Genomic DNA, 17,347 nt, shown 5'->3' with positions numbered 1-17,347 from the left:
TAAAATATCAATATCAAGGCCTTTAAATCTCATCAGAGATCCCATAAATATGGAGTGAATTATCATGAAGCAGCAGTCTGAAGTTAAGTCGCTGAAGGAAGGAAAATTCGTAATCATCGATGACGAGCCCTGCCAGATCGTCTCTGTGCAGCACTCTAAGCCCGGCAAGCACGGCGCAGCCAAGGCTCGTGTGGATGCCATCGGCCTGTTCGACGGCTCCAAGAGGTCCATCGTGCAGCCGGTCGACGCCAAGATCTACGTCCCCATCGTCGAGAGGAAGAACGCCCAGGTCATCTCCATCGCCGGCAACATGGCTCAGCTGATGGACACCGCCGACTACTCGACCTTCGAGCTCGAGATCCCGGAAGACCTGCAGGGCAAGATCAACCAGGGCGAAGAAGTCCAGTACATGGCCGCCATGGGCAAGCTCAAGTTCTCCATCAGGCAGTAAGAGCTTAAAGATATGAACTATAACATTTTTGCGGAAGCCGACCAGTCCTTCGAGGACGCGGCTTTCGTCATTTACGGCGTACCTTTCGACAACACGTCCTCGTTCCGCGCAGGCTCCCGCTGGGCTCCTGACGAAATGCGGAAGATGTCCTACAACTTCGAGACTTACAACCCGGACTTCGGCGTGGATTTAACCGACGTGCCCATCCACGACATGGGTAACTGCGACACTTACGCCAGCATAGAAGATACGCTTCTCGAAGTCTACCAGACCTCGAAGCAGATCGTGGACGCGGGGAAGATCCCCATCATGATGGGCGGAGAGCACTCGCTCACCTACCCGTGCGTCGAATCATTGGGTAAGAATGTCGGCTTCGTGGTCATGGACGCCCACCTCGACCTGAGGACGGAATACCGGGGCATCAAGCACAACCACGCCTGCGTTTCCCGCCACGTCATCGAGAACCTGGCTGACAAGTACGTCACAATCGGCGTCCGCAGCGGCCCGAAAGAAGAATGGGACTACGTCAGGGACAACAAGGACATAAGGGCGTACACCAATGAGGACGTCTACAGCAGGGGTATCGAAGCGGTGCTTAAAGAAGCTGATGAGTACCTGAAGGGCTGCGACAGGATCTACCTGTCGCTGGACATGGACGCCATCGACCCGTCGTATGCTCCCGGCCTCGGCACTCCCGAGCCTTTCGGCATGACGCCGAGGGAAGTCCGCACGGTGATCAGGCACTTCGCCCCGATCACGGCAGCCTTCGACCTGGTCGAGATTTCCCCCGAGTACGACGCTGGCAGCATAACCTCAGTGCTCGGCGCCAAGCTGATCCGGGACTTCATCGCGGCTAAGTGGAAAGCCCTGGGCCATTAAAGCGCCTGCGGGCAGGAAGATGGGGAAAAGAACATTACGGCCCGTAAGGGCCGTGACAGCCTCATCAGGCAACGCTTAACTTATTTTTCCGACTCCTTCCCCTTCTCGATGAGCTCCTTCACTTTCTGGCCGCCCTTTTCGCCGCCCTTGTGGCCGATCTCCTCGTAGAACTCATGGCCGTGGGTTTTTGCTGTCCGCTCTCCTCCCTTGTGGCCGATCTCCTCGTAGAACTCATGGCCGTGGGTTTCGGCGGTCTTTTCTCCACCCTTATGTCCGGCTTCCTTAACGCTCATCTCACCCTTTTTCTCCTTCTCAGGCATACAATCACCGAAAAAAACTATTTTCGCATATGTATCAAGGTATCTTGAGAAAAATGACGGAGTAGAGCAGGTATGTCGTATTATGAACAAACGGGAGGCAGGGGTAAATCGAACCACGCCGGCGTCGTGTTGCTATAGATCGAAGCTTGCGGTCAACTGCCGGCTGCCGGACAGACAGGCTTAATGCGTCAGCTGCCAGAGTATAATGGGCCAGCGCGCACATGTCTGCGTACCCAGGTCTACGGACATATTCAGCGTATGTGCGGGGCAAAAATTATATAAGCAAAGCCACAGAGTAAAGGTACAGCTTCGCCACTGTACAGCACTACAGTAAAACTAACCAAATTTCACTGATCAAGAGGATTATTAATGGCTAAGATGCATACTCGCAGAAAGGGCCGCTCCAGGTCCACCAGGCCGGTCAGGAAGACCCCGCCGGCATGGTTCACCATGAGCAAGGAAGAAGTAGAGAAGCTCGTCGTCAAGACCTACGGGCAGAACGCCACCACAAGCCAGGTCGGCATCATTCTCAGGGACAAGTATGGCGTACCTGACATCACTCAGGTCACCGGCAAGAAGGTAACCGCAATCCTGAAAGAGAACGGCACCGGACCCAAGCTCCCGGAAGACCTTGTCAACCTGATCAAGAAGGCAATCCGCCTGCACAAGCACCTCGATGAGAACCACAAGGACCTCCACAACAAGAGGGCACTGCAGCTCACGGAATCCAAGGTAAGGCGCCTGGTCAAGTACTACCACGCAACCGGCGTGCTCCCGATGGACTGGGTCTACAGCCCGGCAACGGCAGAAATTCTCATATCCAGGTAAGACTGACCCGCGGCAGGTGGCGGCATGTTAGACGCTATCTCACAAATGGCCCGACCTGCAGCGGATAAAATTTTTAAAACGCCTTTTATACGGGTCGTATCCCACCACGACGCTGACGGGATCACGGCCTGTGGCATTATTTGTCATGCGCTGCTGCGCAGAAAAGTCCATTTTCAGGCTACAATAGTAAGCAATCTGGACCCTTCGATCGAAGCGATCCTTGACCCTGCAGTGCCGGTCATATTCTGCGACATGGGCTCGGGCCAGCCGGACATCGTCAACAAGTACGACGCCATAATCCTGGACCATCACGTGCCTGTAGGAGAGCATAAGAACATTCAGGTCAACCCTCACCTGATCGGCATCGACGGAGGCTCAGAGCTGTCAGGCTCGGGAGTTGCCTACGCCCTGGCCCGAATTATGGGAGACAACGTCGATCTGGCCGGTCTCGCAATCTCGGGAGCCATAGGTGACAAGCAGAAGATGGCAGGCCCCAACAAGGACATCCTCGACGAGGCCATCAAGAATGGCGTCATCACTATCCAGAAAGGGCTGAAACTGGGCATGGGCCCGCTGGAAAAAGTCCTCGAATACTCGATCGATCCTTACTTCAGCTTCTCCGGCAAGCAGAAAGAGACAGAAGAATTCCTGAAAGAAATGGGGCTTAGCGGAAACATCGAAGCCCTGTCTCAAGACGACTTAAAGCGCCTGGGCAGCGCCCTATCACTGTTATTGCTCAAGAAATCGCCACCGGATTCGGTAGATGCCCTGTTCGGGGACATCTACATCCTGAACAAGGAATTAATCAAGGACGTCTACGATTTCACCAACACGGTGAACTCCTGCGGAAAGATGGGCACGCCCGGTCTCGGCCTGGAAGTGTGCCTTCGCCACGAAGCTTCCCTCCGGGAGGCAGAAGAAAAGCGCTTCAGCTACGCCCGCCAGATCCTGGACGCGCTGCACGATGCTGTCGGCAGGGTGAAGGATATGGGCTGGATCAGGTACATCGATATCCAGAGCAGCGACGTCACCGGAGCTATCGCATCGACTGTGATCAGGTACATCCTGCCCGATAAGCCACTTATCGTGTTAAACACAGAAGATGGCAAAGTAAAGGTATCAGCACGGGGCACCCCCCAGCAGATCAAGCAAGGCCTGGACCTCTCGGCCGCGCTCCGGGAGAGCGCCGGCATCGCAGGCGGCAGTGGCGGAGGCCACAAGATTGCGTCGGGAGCGGCAATTCCGGTCGGCAGGCAGCCGGAATTCCTCGAACGCCTGAATACGATTGTCGGGAGGCAGATTAGTGGCCAGGTGTAAGGCTCGCATGGTCATAGAAGCGGTAAATGCAGAGATGGTCGAAAAAGCGCTAGCTGCAGATAACCCCTCGTATGTCCGCACCCACGCGGAGGGCGGCAAAGTTATCATAGAAACTGAAGCGGACAGTACAGGCTCTATGCTGGCAACGCTGGACGATCTGATGATTAACCTCAAAGTCGCCGACGAGATGCTGGAAGGCCACGGCACCATCGAAGGCAAGGAAGACTGAGCCAGAAAGATTTCTGGTACCGGCTATAATACCCCGTCATCCCATGACGACGGGCCTGCTTGCCGAACGCCTGCTCCTGCAACGCAAAAATATTTATTGCCATACGCACATAAGCCTATATTTGCAGGAAGAAAAAACGTATGTCTGATCTAAAAACACTGGCCGTCGTGACAGTACTGGTCAGCCTGGTCGTGGGCATGACATCGCTATTTGTATTCCACATACCAGCCGTTTACTGTGGCATAATTACGCTGGCTACAGGAGTGCTCTTTTTCTTCATCATGCTCTTAAGCTCCTATATGTTTGTTTTCAAGTAAAAGAGGAAGGCAGCGACATGTCTAACACATGATGGCTGCTTTACATTTGAGATACTGGCAGCCCGATCACAGGCTCCACATTAGAAACGGTATTTCCATCTCATCCCGGGTCAGCCCGCCATGATGGCCTTTAAAAGTTACTTCGAAAACATCTTTCTCATACCACCAGACAGATTCGCCCTGTAACGGCAGTATGACCAGGTCCCCCAGCCTGCCACGCAGTGCTTCAGAGATGTCGGAAGACCCGAAGTAGCCGGCCGAGACCAGATCCGAGGTCTTGCATACGATTGCACGGCCATACAGTCGCTCATTTAAAAATGCCAGCGTCGCTGGGAGATACTCGGCTTTTACATACAGGAACATATCTCTGCACGATCCGGCAGGAGCCAGTATTTTTCCATCACGGTTCCTTCGCAGATACCGCTCTATCTCAGGAAAGTCTTGATTCAGGTAAATCGTCTTCGCAGGATCGATCGACGTCTGCCCGTGATCTGCGGTGAGGATAAAGGCGGTGTTGCCGACTTTATCTATCCCCGCACTCAAGAGCGTTTCCCGGAAAACTTTTTCCAGACACTCCAGAAATTTGCTGAAGGCCGCCCGGACTTCTTTCGATCCGGGACCATGATGATGAAGCGCTGAGTCTATGCCATCGTAGTAGAAGTAGAAGTAGGCCTTTTCAGGCTCTGAAAGCACTGCTTTTGCCAGTGCAGCCAGGCCATCCGAGGCAGACTCATAGCCCTGAACGATCGCAGGACTGAAGATGATATCCGAAAAAGTCGACCGGGCATACTCCCGGTTCTGGAAAGCATAACATTTGACCCCGTGACCGGCCATTTTCTGATAGATGCTCTCCGACGGGTATATCTCAGCCGGCTTCACGCCTGCATTTTTCCTGAGGGAGTCACGAACCTTCTGCTCCCGGGCGTAAGAGAAGAGTAGCGGCGCAATGATGTCATCAGCTTCAGGCTCGTAGTAGAACCACTCGAAGAGGCCGTGCCGGGCTACCGTCAGGCCAGTGTTGACCGTTGTCACATTGCACGCAGTAGTCGAGGGAAACTGTGTCGCTAGCTTTAATAATACGCCGGTATCAAGCAGGCTTTTGATAAACGGCCTCTGGAGAGCCATATTAGTGAACTGACTCCACCCGAAGCCGTCTACAAGGAACAGGACCACTTTATCGTACTCCTTATAGAGTCCACCAAGCGCTTCCCGTGGCAAAACGGCGGTAGGACGCTCCCCGGTAAGCATAGACAGGATAGTGCCAGACACATTTTGTATCTGGTATCCCCCGTAAGAGCCGGGGTCTACAAAGTGGTCGGAAAGATGCATAGTCAGTAACCTGATTTGGAGGCTATGGTGAAATACTGGTATGCCGGCTAATAGCAGCGCTTCGGGCAAAATATATCAGCCAGCGGACCGATATGTAAAAACAGCTGTACGATGGAAAATGCGGAGTGGCAAGCCGCGTAATTAATCTTAAGTACGAACAACACGTAGAAGTGTCAAATCCGGGCAGGAATGATCACAGTGGCGGGAAATAATGGCGTGAAAGGGATTTCCAGAGACCTACTCAAGCTGATCATGGAAGCCAGCAAGTCCACCCACCCCCACGAGTTCGCCGCCTTGCTGCGGGCTGAGAAGGGAGTGATCAACGAAATACTGCTGGTCCCCGGAACGGCCTCCGACGAGGACTCTGCCATAATGATGTTCCACATGATGCCCATCGACCGCTCGATCGTCGGATCGGTCCACAGTCACCCCGTACACGATCTCCGGTACTCCGATGCAGACATTCACATGTTCGGCAGCAAGGGCACCTATAACATCATCGTGGCGTACCCGTACATGGAAAACGACTGGGTATGCTACAATCCCCGGGGCGAGAGAGTGGCTATTCCAGTAGTAGACGAGCCCGCAGGTGGTAACTGATGGTCCGCAGAGTCGTGGCCACAGGGACATTCGACATTCTGCACCCGGGCCACGTGCTGTACCTGTGCGAAGCCCGAAAGCACGGAGACGAACTCTGGGTCATCGTCGCGAGGGAGAGCACGATCAAGCATAAACGCAAGCCGCTGATACCCGAAGAGCAGAGGCTTTTCATGGTGCAGTCGCTCAAGTGTGTCGATCACGCCGTGCTGGGCAGCGAAACCGACATGTTCGAGCCCATCAGGCAAATCCAGCCGGAAGTCATCGCGATCGGGTTCAACCAGCACTGGAACGAAAACGAGCTGAAAAAACAGCTGGCCGAGAGAGGGATCAAGGCAGAGATCGTCAGGATACAGACGTCTGACCACTCGCCTTACGCGTCCAGCCGCACAATCAGGCAGAAGATCAAGGAAAGCGATCCTTAGGTGAAAGAAATATGTTAAAGATCGGGATTGTTGGCGGCACCGGCTACACCGGTGGCGAATTGCTGAGGCTTCTTTCGATACACCCGCTGGCCGAAGTCACCGTGGTTACATCACGGAAGCAGGCAGGCCAGCCCGTGGACACAGTCCACCCTAACCTGAAGAGCCTCACGGACCTGAAGTTCGAGGACCCCGACCCGGCGAAAATCGCTGAGCGGTGCGACGTAGTTTTCACCGCAGTACCGCACGGGGCTGCCATGGCTGTCGTGCCCGAACTGCTGAAGTACGGCCTCAGAGTCATCGACCTGAGCGCAGACTACCGGCTGCCGACGGAAAAATTCGAACAGGTCTACAACAAGAAGCACCTCGATCCCAGAGAAGCGGTCTATGGACTGCCCGAGCTTCACCCCGAGGTCAAAGACGCCACCTTGATAGCAAACCCGGGATGCTACCCAACAGGGGCAAATCTGGCCTGCGCACCGCTGATCGCGCAGGGCCTGGTAAACAGGGCGGTGGTAGACTCGAAATCGGGCATATCTGGCTCAGGGCAGGACCCCACCGAGGGCACTCACTACCCTAACGTCACTCAGAACGTCCGGCCGTACAACCTGACCACCCACCGCCACAAAGCGGAGATCGAGCAGGAGATGCTCCGGCTCAACAACAGCACCAGAATCCACTTCACCCCTCACGTAATACCGTCGACCAGGGGCATCATGACGACAGCCCACCTGTTCGTGGACGAGCCGCTTACGACAGATCAGGTACAGACGATCTACGATGAGTTCTACAAGAACAAGCCGTTCGTTAGACTGCAAAAGCCGTCACTGGCTAACGTGAGAGGCAGCAACTTCTGCGACATAGCGTTCGAGGTCGAGAAGGACTCGGACAGGATCGTCGTAGTCTCGGCCATAGACAACATGGTCAAGGGAGCCTCCGGCCAGGCGATCCAGAACATGAATCTCATGTACGGTTTCGACGAGCGCACCGGCCTCTGGACCAGCGGCCTGTCGCCATAGGAGGATTTTGTCATGAAAGTAGGAGAAATAATGACAACGACGGTTATCACCTGCACGCCCTCGGATGCCATCCAGGACGTCATCAAGCTGATGAGCGAGAAGAATGTCAGCGGCATCCCGGTCATGGACAAGGACAGGCTGGCGGGCATCGTCACTGAAGGCGACATCCTGAAGCTGCTTGCCGTACCCCCGAGATCGGACACCCTCTGGCTGCCGAGCCCGCTCGAAGTGATCCTGGAGATCCCCTTCCGGGGGCTCATGCAGATCAGGGACCTGCAGAACGCTTATACTGACCTGGGACACAAGCCGGTCAAGGACATCATGCATAAAGAGGTCTGGACCACCACGCCGGAAACGGACATCGAGGACGCAGCGGCAGAGATGGTCAGGCGGAATGTCAACAGGCTGCCCGTCATGAAAGGCGATCAGCTGGTAGGTATAGTCACCAGAGACGACATCATACACGGTTTAGGTGGAAGGAAATGAAAGAGGTAAAAGGCGGCATCTGTGCCGTCAAAGGCGTAAAGGCGTGGGGCATCAAGGAAGGCAAAATGGGCTTAGCGATCATGCTCGCCAAAGGCCCCGCTGCGGGAGTATTCACGCTGAACAAGGTCAAGGCGGCTCCGGTCCTGGTGTCGCAGGATCACCTGAAAAAGATGGGCAAGGAATTCAACGGCATCATCGCCAACAGCGGCTGCGCAAACGCGTTCACCCACGAGCAGGGAGTCAAAGATGCTATTGCCATGGCCAACCTGCTGGCCAAAAAGCTGAACGTCGATCCCCACACGATCGGCGTCTCCTCTACGGGCGTCATCGGCAGGCCCATGGATATGCCATGGTACATAGACCACTTCGAGGAAGTCTTCTCGAAGCTCACCAGCAAGGCAGAGGGCAGTGAAATGGCCAACAAGGCTATCATGACGACTGATCTGGTCCCCAAGTCGTATGCGGTCGAAATAGAGGGCGGCATTCGGATAGGCGGCATCTGCAAAGGCTCCGGCATGATCGAGCCCAACATGGGAACGATGCTCGCGTTCGTGTTCACCGACGCGAAGATCGGCCGGGCCCAGCTCCAGAAGTGCCTGCAGAAAGCGGTCGACAGGTCATTCAACATGGTGGTCGTCGACGGCGACACAAGCACCAACGATAACCTGTTCCTGATTGCTACTGGCGAGGCCGGCAAGCCTGCGGACATGAAGAAGTTCCAGGAAGGCCTGGACACTGTCTGCATGGAACTGGCGAAGAAAGTCGCTCGCGATGGTGAGGGCGCCACCAAGCTCATCGAGGCCACGGTCACCGGCGCAAAGTCGATCGAGGACGCCAGATTAGCAGCTAAGGCCATCATCAGGTCGCCGCTGTTCAAGAGCGCTGTGTATGGCACCGACCCCAACTGGGGCAGGGCAGTCTGCGCCGTCGGCTACTCCGGTAGCGAGATCGACCCAGCTAAAGTAAGCCTGATCTTCTCGGACGGCAAGAGCAAGGTAAGCCTGGTCGATGCAGGTGTGCCCAAGAGCGACGAGAAGACACTGGCAAAGGCTAAGAAGATCATGGGCAACGACACGCTTTACGTGACTGTTGAGTTAAAGTTAGGGAAGAGCTCGGCTACGGCCTGGGGCTGCGACCTGACGCACAAGTATGTGGATATTAACGCGTCGTACACGACATAGAGATAGATAAAAATTGACGCGTTTAAGTTGGCGACCGGCCTACGTGCAGATGATAAAAATTCATTGCAGTAGCAGGTTGCCGACAAATCTTGTTCTATTTAATGTTCTCAGCGGGTCGACGTCCGACCTGATGGTCGGACTACTACGGTTTTTCGGGCCCCATGAAAAATCCGGGTCCGGGAGGTGTTGAGAGGTCGGAGGGGAGGCCAAAGAGGTTCACGGAGTTTAGAGAGGATACGTTCAAGCTGGGAGGTCAGGGAGGCCATTGAGTTCAGAGAGGAGGTTATGTGAGTACCCGGAGGTCAGAGAGAATATCTTTAAAAAATCCTCCCAAACCTTTCCACACTCCCTATCCTCCTCTCAGACCTCTCCGCCCTCTCTAACCTCCCAGTTTGAAAATCCTCTCAGAACTCCCGGGAACTCCCCGACCTCCAGGAGTTTTTCATCGGCTTTACTTGAAAAACCAGTTTTCATGAGACGAGTGCTGCTATGCCGGTGTAGGACTCGCACCCTCGCAACGAAAGCCCGGCTGGCGCTTCGCAGTTGCCGGTTTACATTGCTTCGCAAGTCCTAAGCACCGCCACCTTCAGTCGGCGGTCATTACCCCGCCATCTCCGCATCCGGCTGATGCCGGGCAAGCCCGAAAAACCTCCGTCGACCGCTACATAAGTGGTTTTTATGCAACATGAGAACTTATTAATAGTTTAAATACAGCCTATAAACTATCTTTTTAACGGCATAACGTGGTTCAAATGAAATTCCAGTCACTAAAAGGGTTCAGGGACTTTTACCCGGAGGAGATGGCGGCACGCAGAGAGGTGCTTGACAAGATCTTCAACGTCGTCCGCAGGTACGGCTTCAGAGAAGTTGATTCCCCCAGCGTAGAGTCTATGGACCTGTTCAGGATAAAGAGCGGCGAAGAGATCGTCCAGCAGACTTTTAGTTTCAAGGATAAGGGCGAGAGAGAAATCACCCTAATCCCGGAGCTTACGCCGACGATAGCGCGCATGGTCGTCGACAGGGAGAAGACCCTTCGCAGGCCTATCAAGTGGTTCTCCATGCCCAAGATGTGGCGGTACGAGGAACCTCAGTCAGGCAGGCTCAGAGAGTTCTACCAGCTGAACGTGGACATCTATGGAGTCAAAGGCCCGGAGGCAGACGCTGAAGTCCTGGCTGTAGGCATCGACCTGATGCTGAAGCTCGGCCTGGAAGGCGAGTTCGTCTTCAAGATTAGTGATCGCAGGTTCATGCAGGGCGCACTGGAAGGATTAGGTGTGACTGAGGTCGGGCCGGTCTTCGCAGCCATCGACAAACGGGGTAAGATTTCGCCCGAGGAATTCAAGCAGCTGCTGGCCACTGCAGGGCTGAACGACTTCCAGATGGGCAAGCTCATCGCCATCCTCGATACAAAGGGCCCGATCACAGAAGCCCTGCCCAAGGTGAAGGCGCTGCTGGCCAGGAATGACACAGTCGTGGAAGGCATGACAAATCTCGAGAAGCTCGCCGAGCTGATGACCATGTACAACATGGCCCAGTACTGCGAGTTCGACCCCGCTATTATCAGGGGCCTGGCGTATTATACGGGCACCGTGTTCGAGTGCTTCGACGTCAAGGGTGAACTAAGAGCAGTATTTGGCGGCGGCAGGTACGACAAGATCGTCGGCCTGTTCGGCGGCGAGGACATGCCCGCAGTCGGCTTCGGCATGGGCGACGCAGTCCTGGAAATCCTGATGAGAAGGGCCGGCGTCTGGCCACAGGAGTCGATCACGACCGACTACTATATACTTACGACTAAGCCCCAGTTCAAGGAGACTGAGACTTTCCTGGCACAGGCGCTGAGGGAGAATAACTTCGTCGTCGAAGTCGACCTGCAGGGCAGGAACTTCGGTAATCAGATGAAGTACGCCAATGCGATTGGCGCCAGGCATGTGCTGATCCTGGGCGATAAGGAAATGGCTGAGGGTAAGGTCACTGTGAAGAATATGGAGACCGGCGAACAGGTCATGAAAGAGATTAGAGAGTTTTTGAGTAGTGTGGGCCGGTGAGAGAAAGCTGGCCTTTATACCTTTTTTCATTATTCAACAAGATAATTCAAGCCTATAATTCTCTTCTACATCAAGCTTAAAGTAGAGGCGGACGGCATCATCAATTCTCGTCATCAATGTATTCCATGTCTTAGCCTGGGTGACAATCGGATAACCTTCAGCGTCAGCTACAAAGTAGCCTTCGCTCTCCGAAATATTGAATTTAATTGTCCGCATAGCCATTGTCGCTCTAATAATTCTTGTATCTTCATGGCTATAACTATGTCTGTTCAACAATACGACCGGCTCTACATCCATCTTATTTTTATGCAATACAACATTATGCAACGAATTAACACATCCAGAGATGCAAATTTTCAGCTATATGCATATAAGTTAGTAATCGGTTATTCCTTAACTGCTATATATTAATTACTATGACGATATCTTTCCAGTTAACAACTGGCAGTTTCGGCATTATCGGTCACCATCGGGTCGATCTCCAGAAGAATTTTTACTGCATCGGCCGATGGGATATCAAAATAGGTTTCGATGACGTCTCGAATGTTTTTCATCAGTATGTTCCAGTTCTTGCCCTGCGTCACAATACCTAGTTCCCTGTTACTGGCAACGAGCATTTTTTCGCCCTGGTGAACGCGCAGTGTGACTGAAAGCATCCCGTCAACTCGAATAGTTGTCTCATTTTCATTCATAAATACATATCCCGGTAGCCATTACAAATCTTATAGTTGCATGTATTAGTACATAGTAATCTGCAATGATATGAACTAAAGCTATAGGTAGACTGAAAATATTTGAGAATATGAAAAGAGAGTATGCGATAACTGCCTGTGTTAAAAGGAAATAAGAAAATATCTTTATTCTAAGTAGGCTGGAACCGGTCTGTCTTCTTATACTCGTTCATCAACGACGAGATCATCCTTTCAGCCCGGGTATTCTCGCCAGTCCATGTATTGTAGGAGATAGACTCGGTCACTCTGACCTCATGTGCATGTCACTTAAAATTATAGTTGGGAGTGCCGTAGCCGATGGTTATCATGAACATGCTGGTCTTATCAGATATCTCCTCATCCAACTGGAAGAACAGGTAGGCCTTGTCCGAACAACTGGTATAACATCAACCATAAATATATAAAAGCCTGATTACCTTATTCAAGATCGGGGCTCAGAATTATCGACCGGACGTCAGCCCCTAATTTCGAGTAATGTTATGATTACACTTCACGGAACCTGGACTACTGTCGATCCCCTGAATGGCACATTTTTCCTCTGGGGAGAGAGTGATCCGGCCACGCAGCATAAAAGAAGAGGCAGGCCTCGGAAAAGTGCAGGGGAGAAACAGCACCCGTTTCACGCCGGCATCAAAGAGCTGGAAGCTGGAGCGGGGGCTATCAATTCATCGTGTATAAGACATATAGCAGATGCGGGAGCACGGGCGGAGCAGGTTTTAATTTTGCCGTCAGCTACGGACAGGCCCCTGAGATCTGCGAGCCCTTCAGCACTGGAGTCAGGTGAAGAAACCAACCCTGACAGCAGTTTACAATTTCTTCCGTGGACGGTGACCGGCATCAACATTAAGCCCGGGAATGCTCTGGTACTTCTATCCTCTATAGCCGAATCACAAAAGCGGATCGGAGATATGGCGATAGGCCCAGACCTGCTTTACTGGAGTAAGGTAGCCAAGTTTACGCTTAAGCTCCTGATAAGCCAGCAGTTCAGGCCGGAGGTTGTCGAAGTAATGAGCGGAAAAGCATATAGCCGTTGGAGATTTGCGCTCACCGATGAAACTGACCGGAAACACTATGCCTCGCTCGAAAACTCCATGCCGCTGGCATGTATTGCGGTTTCAGGAAAGGCTGGCATTTATAATCGAAAAGAAGCCTTAGATTTGTTCATTAATACCGCCCTTGACACATTTATCCGGGACCAGATTGCCCTGCCCGCTGACAGCAGGATGACGAACCTGCTATCGCAAGCATGGCTAGATTCGCTCGGCACCGGAGAGAGTATCCGCCTGTCGGCTCCTGAGATGAAGAAACTCAAAGATTCGGCAGGCCGCTGGACATCCCGCATGAAAACAGAGAGCAAACAAGCTTTAAAGACCTGCTTCATCCTGGAGCCGCCAGCCCCGGATACAGAGTATCCTGAAGCGCCGTGGAACCTACGGTACTGCTTGCAGGCATCCGATGACCCCAGTCTGGTAATTCCGGCTGAGACTGTGTGGAAAGAGTTGAAGAAGACGCTGAAGTACCTGAATAAGAGATACGATAACCCTCAGGAGCAATTGTTACAGGATCTCGGAAAAGCGATGCAGATGTTTCCCGAAATCGAGCCCAGCCTCAACACGTCAAAACCTCTGTCCGCAACGCTGAGCACCAGTGAAGCCTACAAGTTCCTGACAGAAGCGGCGCCTCTGCTGCAGGACAGCGGGTATAGCATTATCCTACCGGAATGGTGGCGCAACAGCACTGGCAGGCTCAAGCTCGGCGCCAGGCTTCGCTTCAAGCCGAAAGCCGAAGGTAAAGCGGGTAAAAGCCAGTTCACCATGGATACCCTCGTCAGCTACGACTGGCGCCTGGCGCTGGGCGATCAGGAGATCACCGAAACAGAGTTCAGGAAGCTGGCAGCCCTGAAAGAGCCGCTTCTGCAGATAGGCGGGAAATGGTTTGCGCTGAAAAAGGAAGACATAGACAGCATCATGAAAGCATTCAGGGCGAAGAAGACTGGAGAGATGGCTTTATCGGAGGCACTGCGCCTCAACGGCGGGCTGGAAGACTTCAACGGCATCCCCGTCAGCGGCATGAAATCGTCAGGATGGCTGGCAGAACTTTTCGACAGGCTGGCAGCCGGCGAAAAAATAACGAGCCTTGCCCCGCCGGACGGTTTCAACGGGGAGCTTAGAGATTACCAGGTTAAAGGCTACTCCTGGCTGGCCTTCATGAAAAAGTATGGCCTGGGCTCCATTCTGGCTGACGACATGGGCCTGGGTAAGACGATACAGCTGCTGGCGTTGCTCCTGAAAGAGAAGGAAAGAGGCACTAAAGGCCCTACTCTGTTGATCTGCCCCACCTCGATTCTCGGAAACTGGCAGCGGGAGGCGAAGAAATTTGCCCCGGCCCTGAAAGTCCACATACACCATGGGGCAGGAAGGGCTGATAAAGAGCAGTTCGGAAAAATCGTCAAGGCTCACGACCTGATCCTGAGCACTTACGCTCACGCCTACCGGGACGAGGAACTGCTTAAAGAGGTGAACTGGAAGCTGGTAGTGCTCGACGAGGCTCAGAATATCAAGAATCATCATACCCGGCAGGCCAGAGCTATCCGGGCTCTTAAGGCCGATCACCGAATAGCCATGACGGGAACGCCGATAGAGAACAGACTCTCGGAGCTGTGGTCGATCGTGGACTTCCTGAACCCCGGCTACCTGGGCAAGGCGGAGACATTCAGGAAACAATTCGCCATACCTATCGAGAGATACGATGACGCTGCCCGGTCGGAAAAATTGAAGCAGGCCATCAAGCCCCTGGTGCTGCGCAGAGTGAAGACGGATCCGGCCATCATCAAAGACCTGCCGGACAAGATCGAGATCAAGGAGCCCTGCAACCTCACCAAAGAACAGGCCACGCTCTACGAGGCCATCGTAGAGAACATGCTGAAAAGTATAGATAAGGCCACGGCAATGCAGAGACGGGGAATCGTCTTAGCGTCCCTGATGAAGCTCAAACAGGTCTGCGATCACCCGTCGCTGTACATCAAAACGGGCGCTGTGACCGACGATAAGACGCTGATCAGGTCTGGCAAGCTGAAGCGCCTCACGGAGCTGCTCGAAGAAGCGCTGGCCGAAGGCGACAGCGTGCTGATCTTCACCCAGTTCGTGGAAATGGGGGAGATGCTGAAAGCCTACCTGCAGAGCACGTTCGACGAAGAAGCCCTCTTTTTGCACGGCGGAGTACCGCAGAAGGCCAGAGACAAGATGGTCCTCCGTTTCGGGGAAAAGGACGGGCCACGGATCTTTATCGTCTCGCTGAAAGCCGGCGGCGTCGGCCTCAACCTGACGAAGGCAAGCCACGTGTTCCACTTCGATCGCTGGTGGAACCCGGCGGTCGAGAACCAGGCGACAGATCGAGCTTACAGGATAGGCCAGAGCAAAAATGTACTGGTCCATAAATTCGTCTGCGCCGGCACGCTGGAAGAAAAGATCGACGAGCTGATCGAGAGCAAAAAGGCGCTGTCGGCGAACATCCTCGGCACGGGAGAAGACTGGATCACGGAGTTGTCGACCGAACAGCTGAGGGACATGGTCATGCTGAGATGGGACGAGGTAGCCGATGATGGCTAACGCAGGACTAAAGAGGCATTCAAAATGAAATTTTACAGCTCGTGGAGTAACAGCTATCCGAAGTCGTCGCCACGCAAAGTCGAAGGAGGCATCAAGGCTAAGACCAAAAGAGGCGCCATCGGCAGCACCTGGTGGTCGAAGAGATGGGTGAGCGTGCTCGACAGCTTCGGGTGGACCAACCGCCTCGAACGGGGCCGGAGATATGCAAGAGCCGGGCAGGTTCTGGACATTAAGATCGCACAGGGAAAGGCTGTGGCAGATGTTCAGGGATCTAGATCTAAGCCGTATGACGTTGAGATTATGCTCGCGCCTTTCAGCCCTGAAGAGTGGGACCGGATCATCGACAGCATGTCTGCGAAAGCGATCTTCTCCGCAAAGCTGCTGGCCGGGGAGATGCCCGAAAACATAGAAGATGCGTTTAGCGAAGCCGGAAAGTCCCTGTTCCCGACAAGCCCGAAGGAACTGACCACAGACTGCTCCTGCCCCGACTACGCCAATCCCTGCAAGCACATCGCAGCAGTCTACTACATACTAGCCGAAGAGTTCGACAAAGACCCGTTTATGATCTTCAGGTTCAGAGGGATGGAGAAAGAGCGGCTTTTAGAGGCCCTGAGAAAGAAGAGGGCAACTGTGGAAGAGGAGACTGGGGGTGGCTTATCTGATGTCAGGCCAGAGGATGATGAAAAGCCCGGGGACGAGGAGATTACCTTAGCTAGTTTCTGGGCCGGAGAGGGTGACAGCCATGTTTCTTTTGATATCGCTCCCCCGGAAGTCAATGCAGCGATTATGAAAAGGCTGGGGACGCCGACGTTCTGGGTTTCGAATGAAGATTTTGGGAAGTTGATGAGTAAAGTGTATGCAGAGATCAGTAGAAGGGCGGCGGATGTGGCATACAGGGATAATGAGGATAGATTGACAGATCAAGGGTAGATGCGAGAGATCACGAACAATATACGTTACAAAACTTATTTATACAGATTATTCTCAAGAACTAACATATAAGAGCGTGAATTTATGGAACATGAGAATTCACAACGAGAGATCATGAAAAAGAAAGGAGAAAACGGTCTTTCGGACACAAGGAGAATGCTGCTTGAAGATACACTTCGAAGGCATAAACAGGCTCTCGATCTAATGAGCAAACACTAATTTTTATCGCGCCTGGACATGTCTGGTCAGCCAGTCTTCTACCTGATCTATTGTAAATGTCCCATTGGCCACATTAAGCATAAAATCATCCAGCTCTATGTGCCCGACGTCTAAACGAAGCCCACATAGTAAAAGACAGTTCTCAGCGGCGATGAAGCCAGTCCTTTTATTGGCCTGTGCAAATGGGTGCTGTGATGCAATGGTATGGAGTACGAAAGCTGAATATTTTATCACGTCAACGGATAATTCAGGAACCCAGTCCGGCTGTTCAATGACATAATCCAGTATTCCAAATGCACCATCACGGACAATGCCTTCGAAACCATCATCAGCTTCACTATGGTTACGACTTATGGCAATTATCTGAATGTCGATCAGTTGATCAACATGAGTAAAGATAAAGCCGGGCATTGCACTTTATTGATTACATTTTATTGTA

Annotated in this window: 18 protein-coding genes; 14 read left to right on the top strand and 4 right to left on the bottom strand. The window is 53.1% G+C overall.

The window, feature by feature from the left end:
• Positions 1-64 precede the first annotated feature (64 nt).
• Entirely contained in the window at positions 65-451 is a 387-nt protein-coding gene (locus tag RCI_RS15565) for a translation initiation factor IF-5A (RefSeq protein ID WP_012037400.1), read from the top strand.
• Between the two features lie 12 nt (positions 452-463).
• On the top strand, positions 464-1,330 hold the full coding sequence (gene speB, locus RCI_RS15560; RefSeq protein WP_012037399.1) for an agmatinase: 867 nt from the start codon (positions 464-466) through the stop codon (positions 1,328-1,330).
• An 80-nt stretch (positions 1,331-1,410) separates the two neighbouring features.
• Here the strand turns inward: speB and RCI_RS15555 are convergent, their stop codons facing one another.
• A complete protein-coding gene (locus RCI_RS15555; protein WP_048198813.1) occupies positions 1,411-1,650 on the bottom strand; it encodes a hypothetical protein in 240 nt (79 codons plus the stop codon).
• 369 nt (positions 1,651-2,019) lie between these two features.
• Here RCI_RS15555 and RCI_RS15550 point away from each other — a divergent pair, with 369 nt between their 5' ends.
• The 4 genes from RCI_RS15550 (at position 2,020) to RCI_RS17155 (ending at position 4,341) form a co-directional block, all read left to right on the top strand.
• Complete coding sequence (locus RCI_RS15550; RefSeq protein ID WP_012037397.1) at positions 2,020-2,478, top strand: 30S ribosomal protein S15; 459 nt, start codon at positions 2,020-2,022, stop codon at positions 2,476-2,478.
• Between the two features lie 24 nt (positions 2,479-2,502).
• A complete protein-coding gene (locus tag RCI_RS15545) occupies positions 2,503-3,795 on the top strand; it encodes a DHHA1 domain-containing protein (protein ID WP_012037396.1) in 1,293 nt (430 codons plus the stop codon).
• Positions 3,782-4,024, top strand: a complete 243-nt coding sequence (locus tag RCI_RS15540; RefSeq protein WP_148266671.1) for a KEOPS complex subunit Pcc1 — start codon at positions 3,782-3,784, stop codon at positions 4,022-4,024. Before RCI_RS15545 ends, RCI_RS15540 begins: the two co-directional genes overlap by 14 nt.
• 140 nt (positions 4,025-4,164) lie before the next feature.
• Positions 4,165-4,341 (top strand): hypothetical protein, encoded by a 177-nt coding sequence (locus RCI_RS17155; RefSeq protein ID WP_158308943.1) that lies wholly within the window; start codon positions 4,165-4,167, stop codon positions 4,339-4,341.
• A gap of 66 nt (positions 4,342-4,407) precedes the next feature.
• Here the strand turns inward: RCI_RS17155 and RCI_RS15535 are convergent, their stop codons facing one another.
• Positions 4,408-5,670 (bottom strand): alkaline phosphatase family protein, encoded by a 1,263-nt coding sequence (locus RCI_RS15535; protein ID WP_012037394.1) that lies wholly within the window; start codon positions 5,668-5,670, stop codon positions 4,408-4,410.
• Positions 5,671-5,859: 189 nt separating this feature from the next.
• Here RCI_RS15535 and RCI_RS15530 point away from each other — a divergent pair, with 189 nt between their 5' ends.
• The 6 genes from RCI_RS15530 to hisS all read left to right on the top strand — a co-directional run bounded on the left by RCI_RS15530 (position 5,860) and on the right by hisS (position 11,420).
• Entirely contained in the window at positions 5,860-6,270 is a 411-nt protein-coding gene (locus tag RCI_RS15530) for a Mov34/MPN/PAD-1 family protein (protein WP_012037393.1), read from the top strand.
• Positions 6,270-6,692 carry an adenylyltransferase/cytidyltransferase family protein gene (locus RCI_RS15525; RefSeq protein ID WP_012037392.1) on the top strand — a complete coding sequence of 141 codons (423 nt, stop codon included), beginning with the start codon at positions 6,270-6,272 and terminating at the stop codon, positions 6,690-6,692. The genes RCI_RS15530 and RCI_RS15525 overlap by 1 nt, the downstream gene beginning before the upstream one ends.
• 11 nt (positions 6,693-6,703) lie before the next feature.
• Positions 6,704-7,708 (top strand): N-acetyl-gamma-glutamyl-phosphate reductase, encoded by a 1,005-nt coding sequence (gene argC, locus RCI_RS15520; protein ID WP_012037391.1) that lies wholly within the window; start codon positions 6,704-6,706, stop codon positions 7,706-7,708.
• A 30-nt stretch (positions 7,709-7,738) separates the two neighbouring features.
• Positions 7,739-8,194, top strand: a complete 456-nt coding sequence (locus tag RCI_RS15515; RefSeq protein WP_231844874.1) for a CBS domain-containing protein — start codon at positions 7,739-7,741, stop codon at positions 8,192-8,194.
• Positions 8,191-9,375: a bifunctional ornithine acetyltransferase/N-acetylglutamate synthase gene (gene argJ / locus RCI_RS15510; RefSeq protein WP_012037389.1), complete on the top strand. Its 1,185-nt coding sequence runs from the start codon at positions 8,191-8,193 to the stop codon at positions 9,373-9,375. Before RCI_RS15515 ends, argJ begins: the two co-directional genes overlap by 4 nt.
• A 752-nt stretch (positions 9,376-10,127) precedes the next feature.
• Positions 10,128-11,420, top strand: coding sequence for a histidine--tRNA ligase (hisS, locus tag RCI_RS15505; RefSeq protein WP_048198809.1), 1,293 nt, complete (start codon positions 10,128-10,130; stop codon positions 11,418-11,420).
• Positions 11,421-11,854: 434 nt separating this feature from the next.
• Here the strand turns inward: hisS and RCI_RS15495 are convergent, their stop codons facing one another.
• Positions 11,855-12,112 carry a hypothetical protein gene (locus RCI_RS15495; protein ID WP_012037386.1) on the bottom strand — a complete coding sequence of 86 codons (258 nt, stop codon included), beginning with the start codon at positions 12,110-12,112 and terminating at the stop codon, positions 11,855-11,857.
• A 518-nt stretch (positions 12,113-12,630) separates the two neighbouring features.
• Between RCI_RS15495 and RCI_RS15490 the strand changes: the two genes are divergently transcribed.
• Both RCI_RS15490 and RCI_RS15485 read left to right on the top strand, forming a co-directional pair.
• Positions 12,631-15,759 (top strand): DEAD/DEAH box helicase, encoded by a 3,129-nt coding sequence (locus RCI_RS15490; protein ID WP_012037385.1) that lies wholly within the window; start codon positions 12,631-12,633, stop codon positions 15,757-15,759.
• A gap of 24 nt (positions 15,760-15,783) precedes the next feature.
• Positions 15,784-16,689 (top strand): SWIM zinc finger family protein, encoded by a 906-nt coding sequence (locus RCI_RS15485; RefSeq protein ID WP_012037384.1) that lies wholly within the window; start codon positions 15,784-15,786, stop codon positions 16,687-16,689.
• Between the two features lie 222 nt (positions 16,690-16,911).
• On the opposite strand, the gene RCI_RS15480 is transcribed toward RCI_RS15485, so the two are convergent.
• Complete coding sequence (locus RCI_RS15480) at positions 16,912-17,319, bottom strand: type II toxin-antitoxin system death-on-curing family toxin (RefSeq protein WP_012037383.1); 408 nt, start codon at positions 17,317-17,319, stop codon at positions 16,912-16,914.
• Positions 17,320-17,347: the final 28 nt, after the last annotated feature.

Origin of the sequence: Methanocella arvoryzae MRE50 (assembly GCF_000063445.1) — an archaeon.
Lineage (GTDB): Archaea > Halobacteriota > Methanocellia > Methanocellales > Methanocellaceae > Methanocella_A > Methanocella_A arvoryzae.
The sequence above is the reverse complement of the archived record's forward strand: the minus strand, read 5'-3'. Positions and strand labels throughout refer to the sequence as shown.

Excerpts from the sequence above, each read along its gene's own strand:
- RCI_RS15565 (WP_012037400.1), top strand. The coding sequence starts at position 65 with ATGAAGCAGCAGTCTGAAGTTAAGTCGCTGAAGGAAGGAAAATTCGTA.
- RCI_RS15485 (WP_012037384.1), top strand. The coding sequence starts at position 15,784 with ATGAAATTTTACAGCTCGTGGAGTAACAGCTATCCGAAGTCGTCGCCA.
- RCI_RS15525 (WP_012037392.1), top strand. The coding sequence starts at position 6,270 with ATGGTCCGCAGAGTCGTGGCCACAGGGACATTCGACATTCTGCACCCG.
- hisS (WP_048198809.1), top strand. The coding sequence starts at position 10,128 with ATGAAATTCCAGTCACTAAAAGGGTTCAGGGACTTTTACCCGGAGGAG.
- RCI_RS15535 (WP_012037394.1), bottom strand. The coding sequence starts at position 5,670 with ATGCATCTTTCCGACCACTTTGTAGACCCCGGCTCTTACGGGGGATAC.
- RCI_RS15530 (WP_012037393.1), top strand. The coding sequence starts at position 5,860 with ATGATCACAGTGGCGGGAAATAATGGCGTGAAAGGGATTTCCAGAGAC.
- RCI_RS15480 (WP_012037383.1), bottom strand. The coding sequence starts at position 17,319 with ATGCCCGGCTTTATCTTTACTCATGTTGATCAACTGATCGACATTCAG.
- speB (WP_012037399.1), top strand. The coding sequence starts at position 464 with ATGAACTATAACATTTTTGCGGAAGCCGACCAGTCCTTCGAGGACGCG.
- RCI_RS15555 (WP_048198813.1), bottom strand. The coding sequence starts at position 1,650 with ATGCCTGAGAAGGAGAAAAAGGGTGAGATGAGCGTTAAGGAAGCCGGA.
- RCI_RS15495 (WP_012037386.1), bottom strand. The coding sequence starts at position 12,112 with ATGAATGAAAATGAGACAACTATTCGAGTTGACGGGATGCTTTCAGTC.
- RCI_RS15490 (WP_012037385.1), top strand. The coding sequence starts at position 12,631 with ATGATTACACTTCACGGAACCTGGACTACTGTCGATCCCCTGAATGGC.
- argC (WP_012037391.1), top strand. The coding sequence starts at position 6,704 with ATGTTAAAGATCGGGATTGTTGGCGGCACCGGCTACACCGGTGGCGAA.
- RCI_RS15550 (WP_012037397.1), top strand. The coding sequence starts at position 2,020 with ATGGCTAAGATGCATACTCGCAGAAAGGGCCGCTCCAGGTCCACCAGG.
- RCI_RS15545 (WP_012037396.1), top strand. The coding sequence starts at position 2,503 with ATGTTAGACGCTATCTCACAAATGGCCCGACCTGCAGCGGATAAAATT.
- RCI_RS15515 (WP_231844874.1), top strand. The coding sequence starts at position 7,739 with ATGACAACGACGGTTATCACCTGCACGCCCTCGGATGCCATCCAGGAC.
- RCI_RS17155 (WP_158308943.1), top strand. The coding sequence starts at position 4,165 with ATGTCTGATCTAAAAACACTGGCCGTCGTGACAGTACTGGTCAGCCTG.
- argJ (WP_012037389.1), top strand. The coding sequence starts at position 8,191 with ATGAAAGAGGTAAAAGGCGGCATCTGTGCCGTCAAAGGCGTAAAGGCG.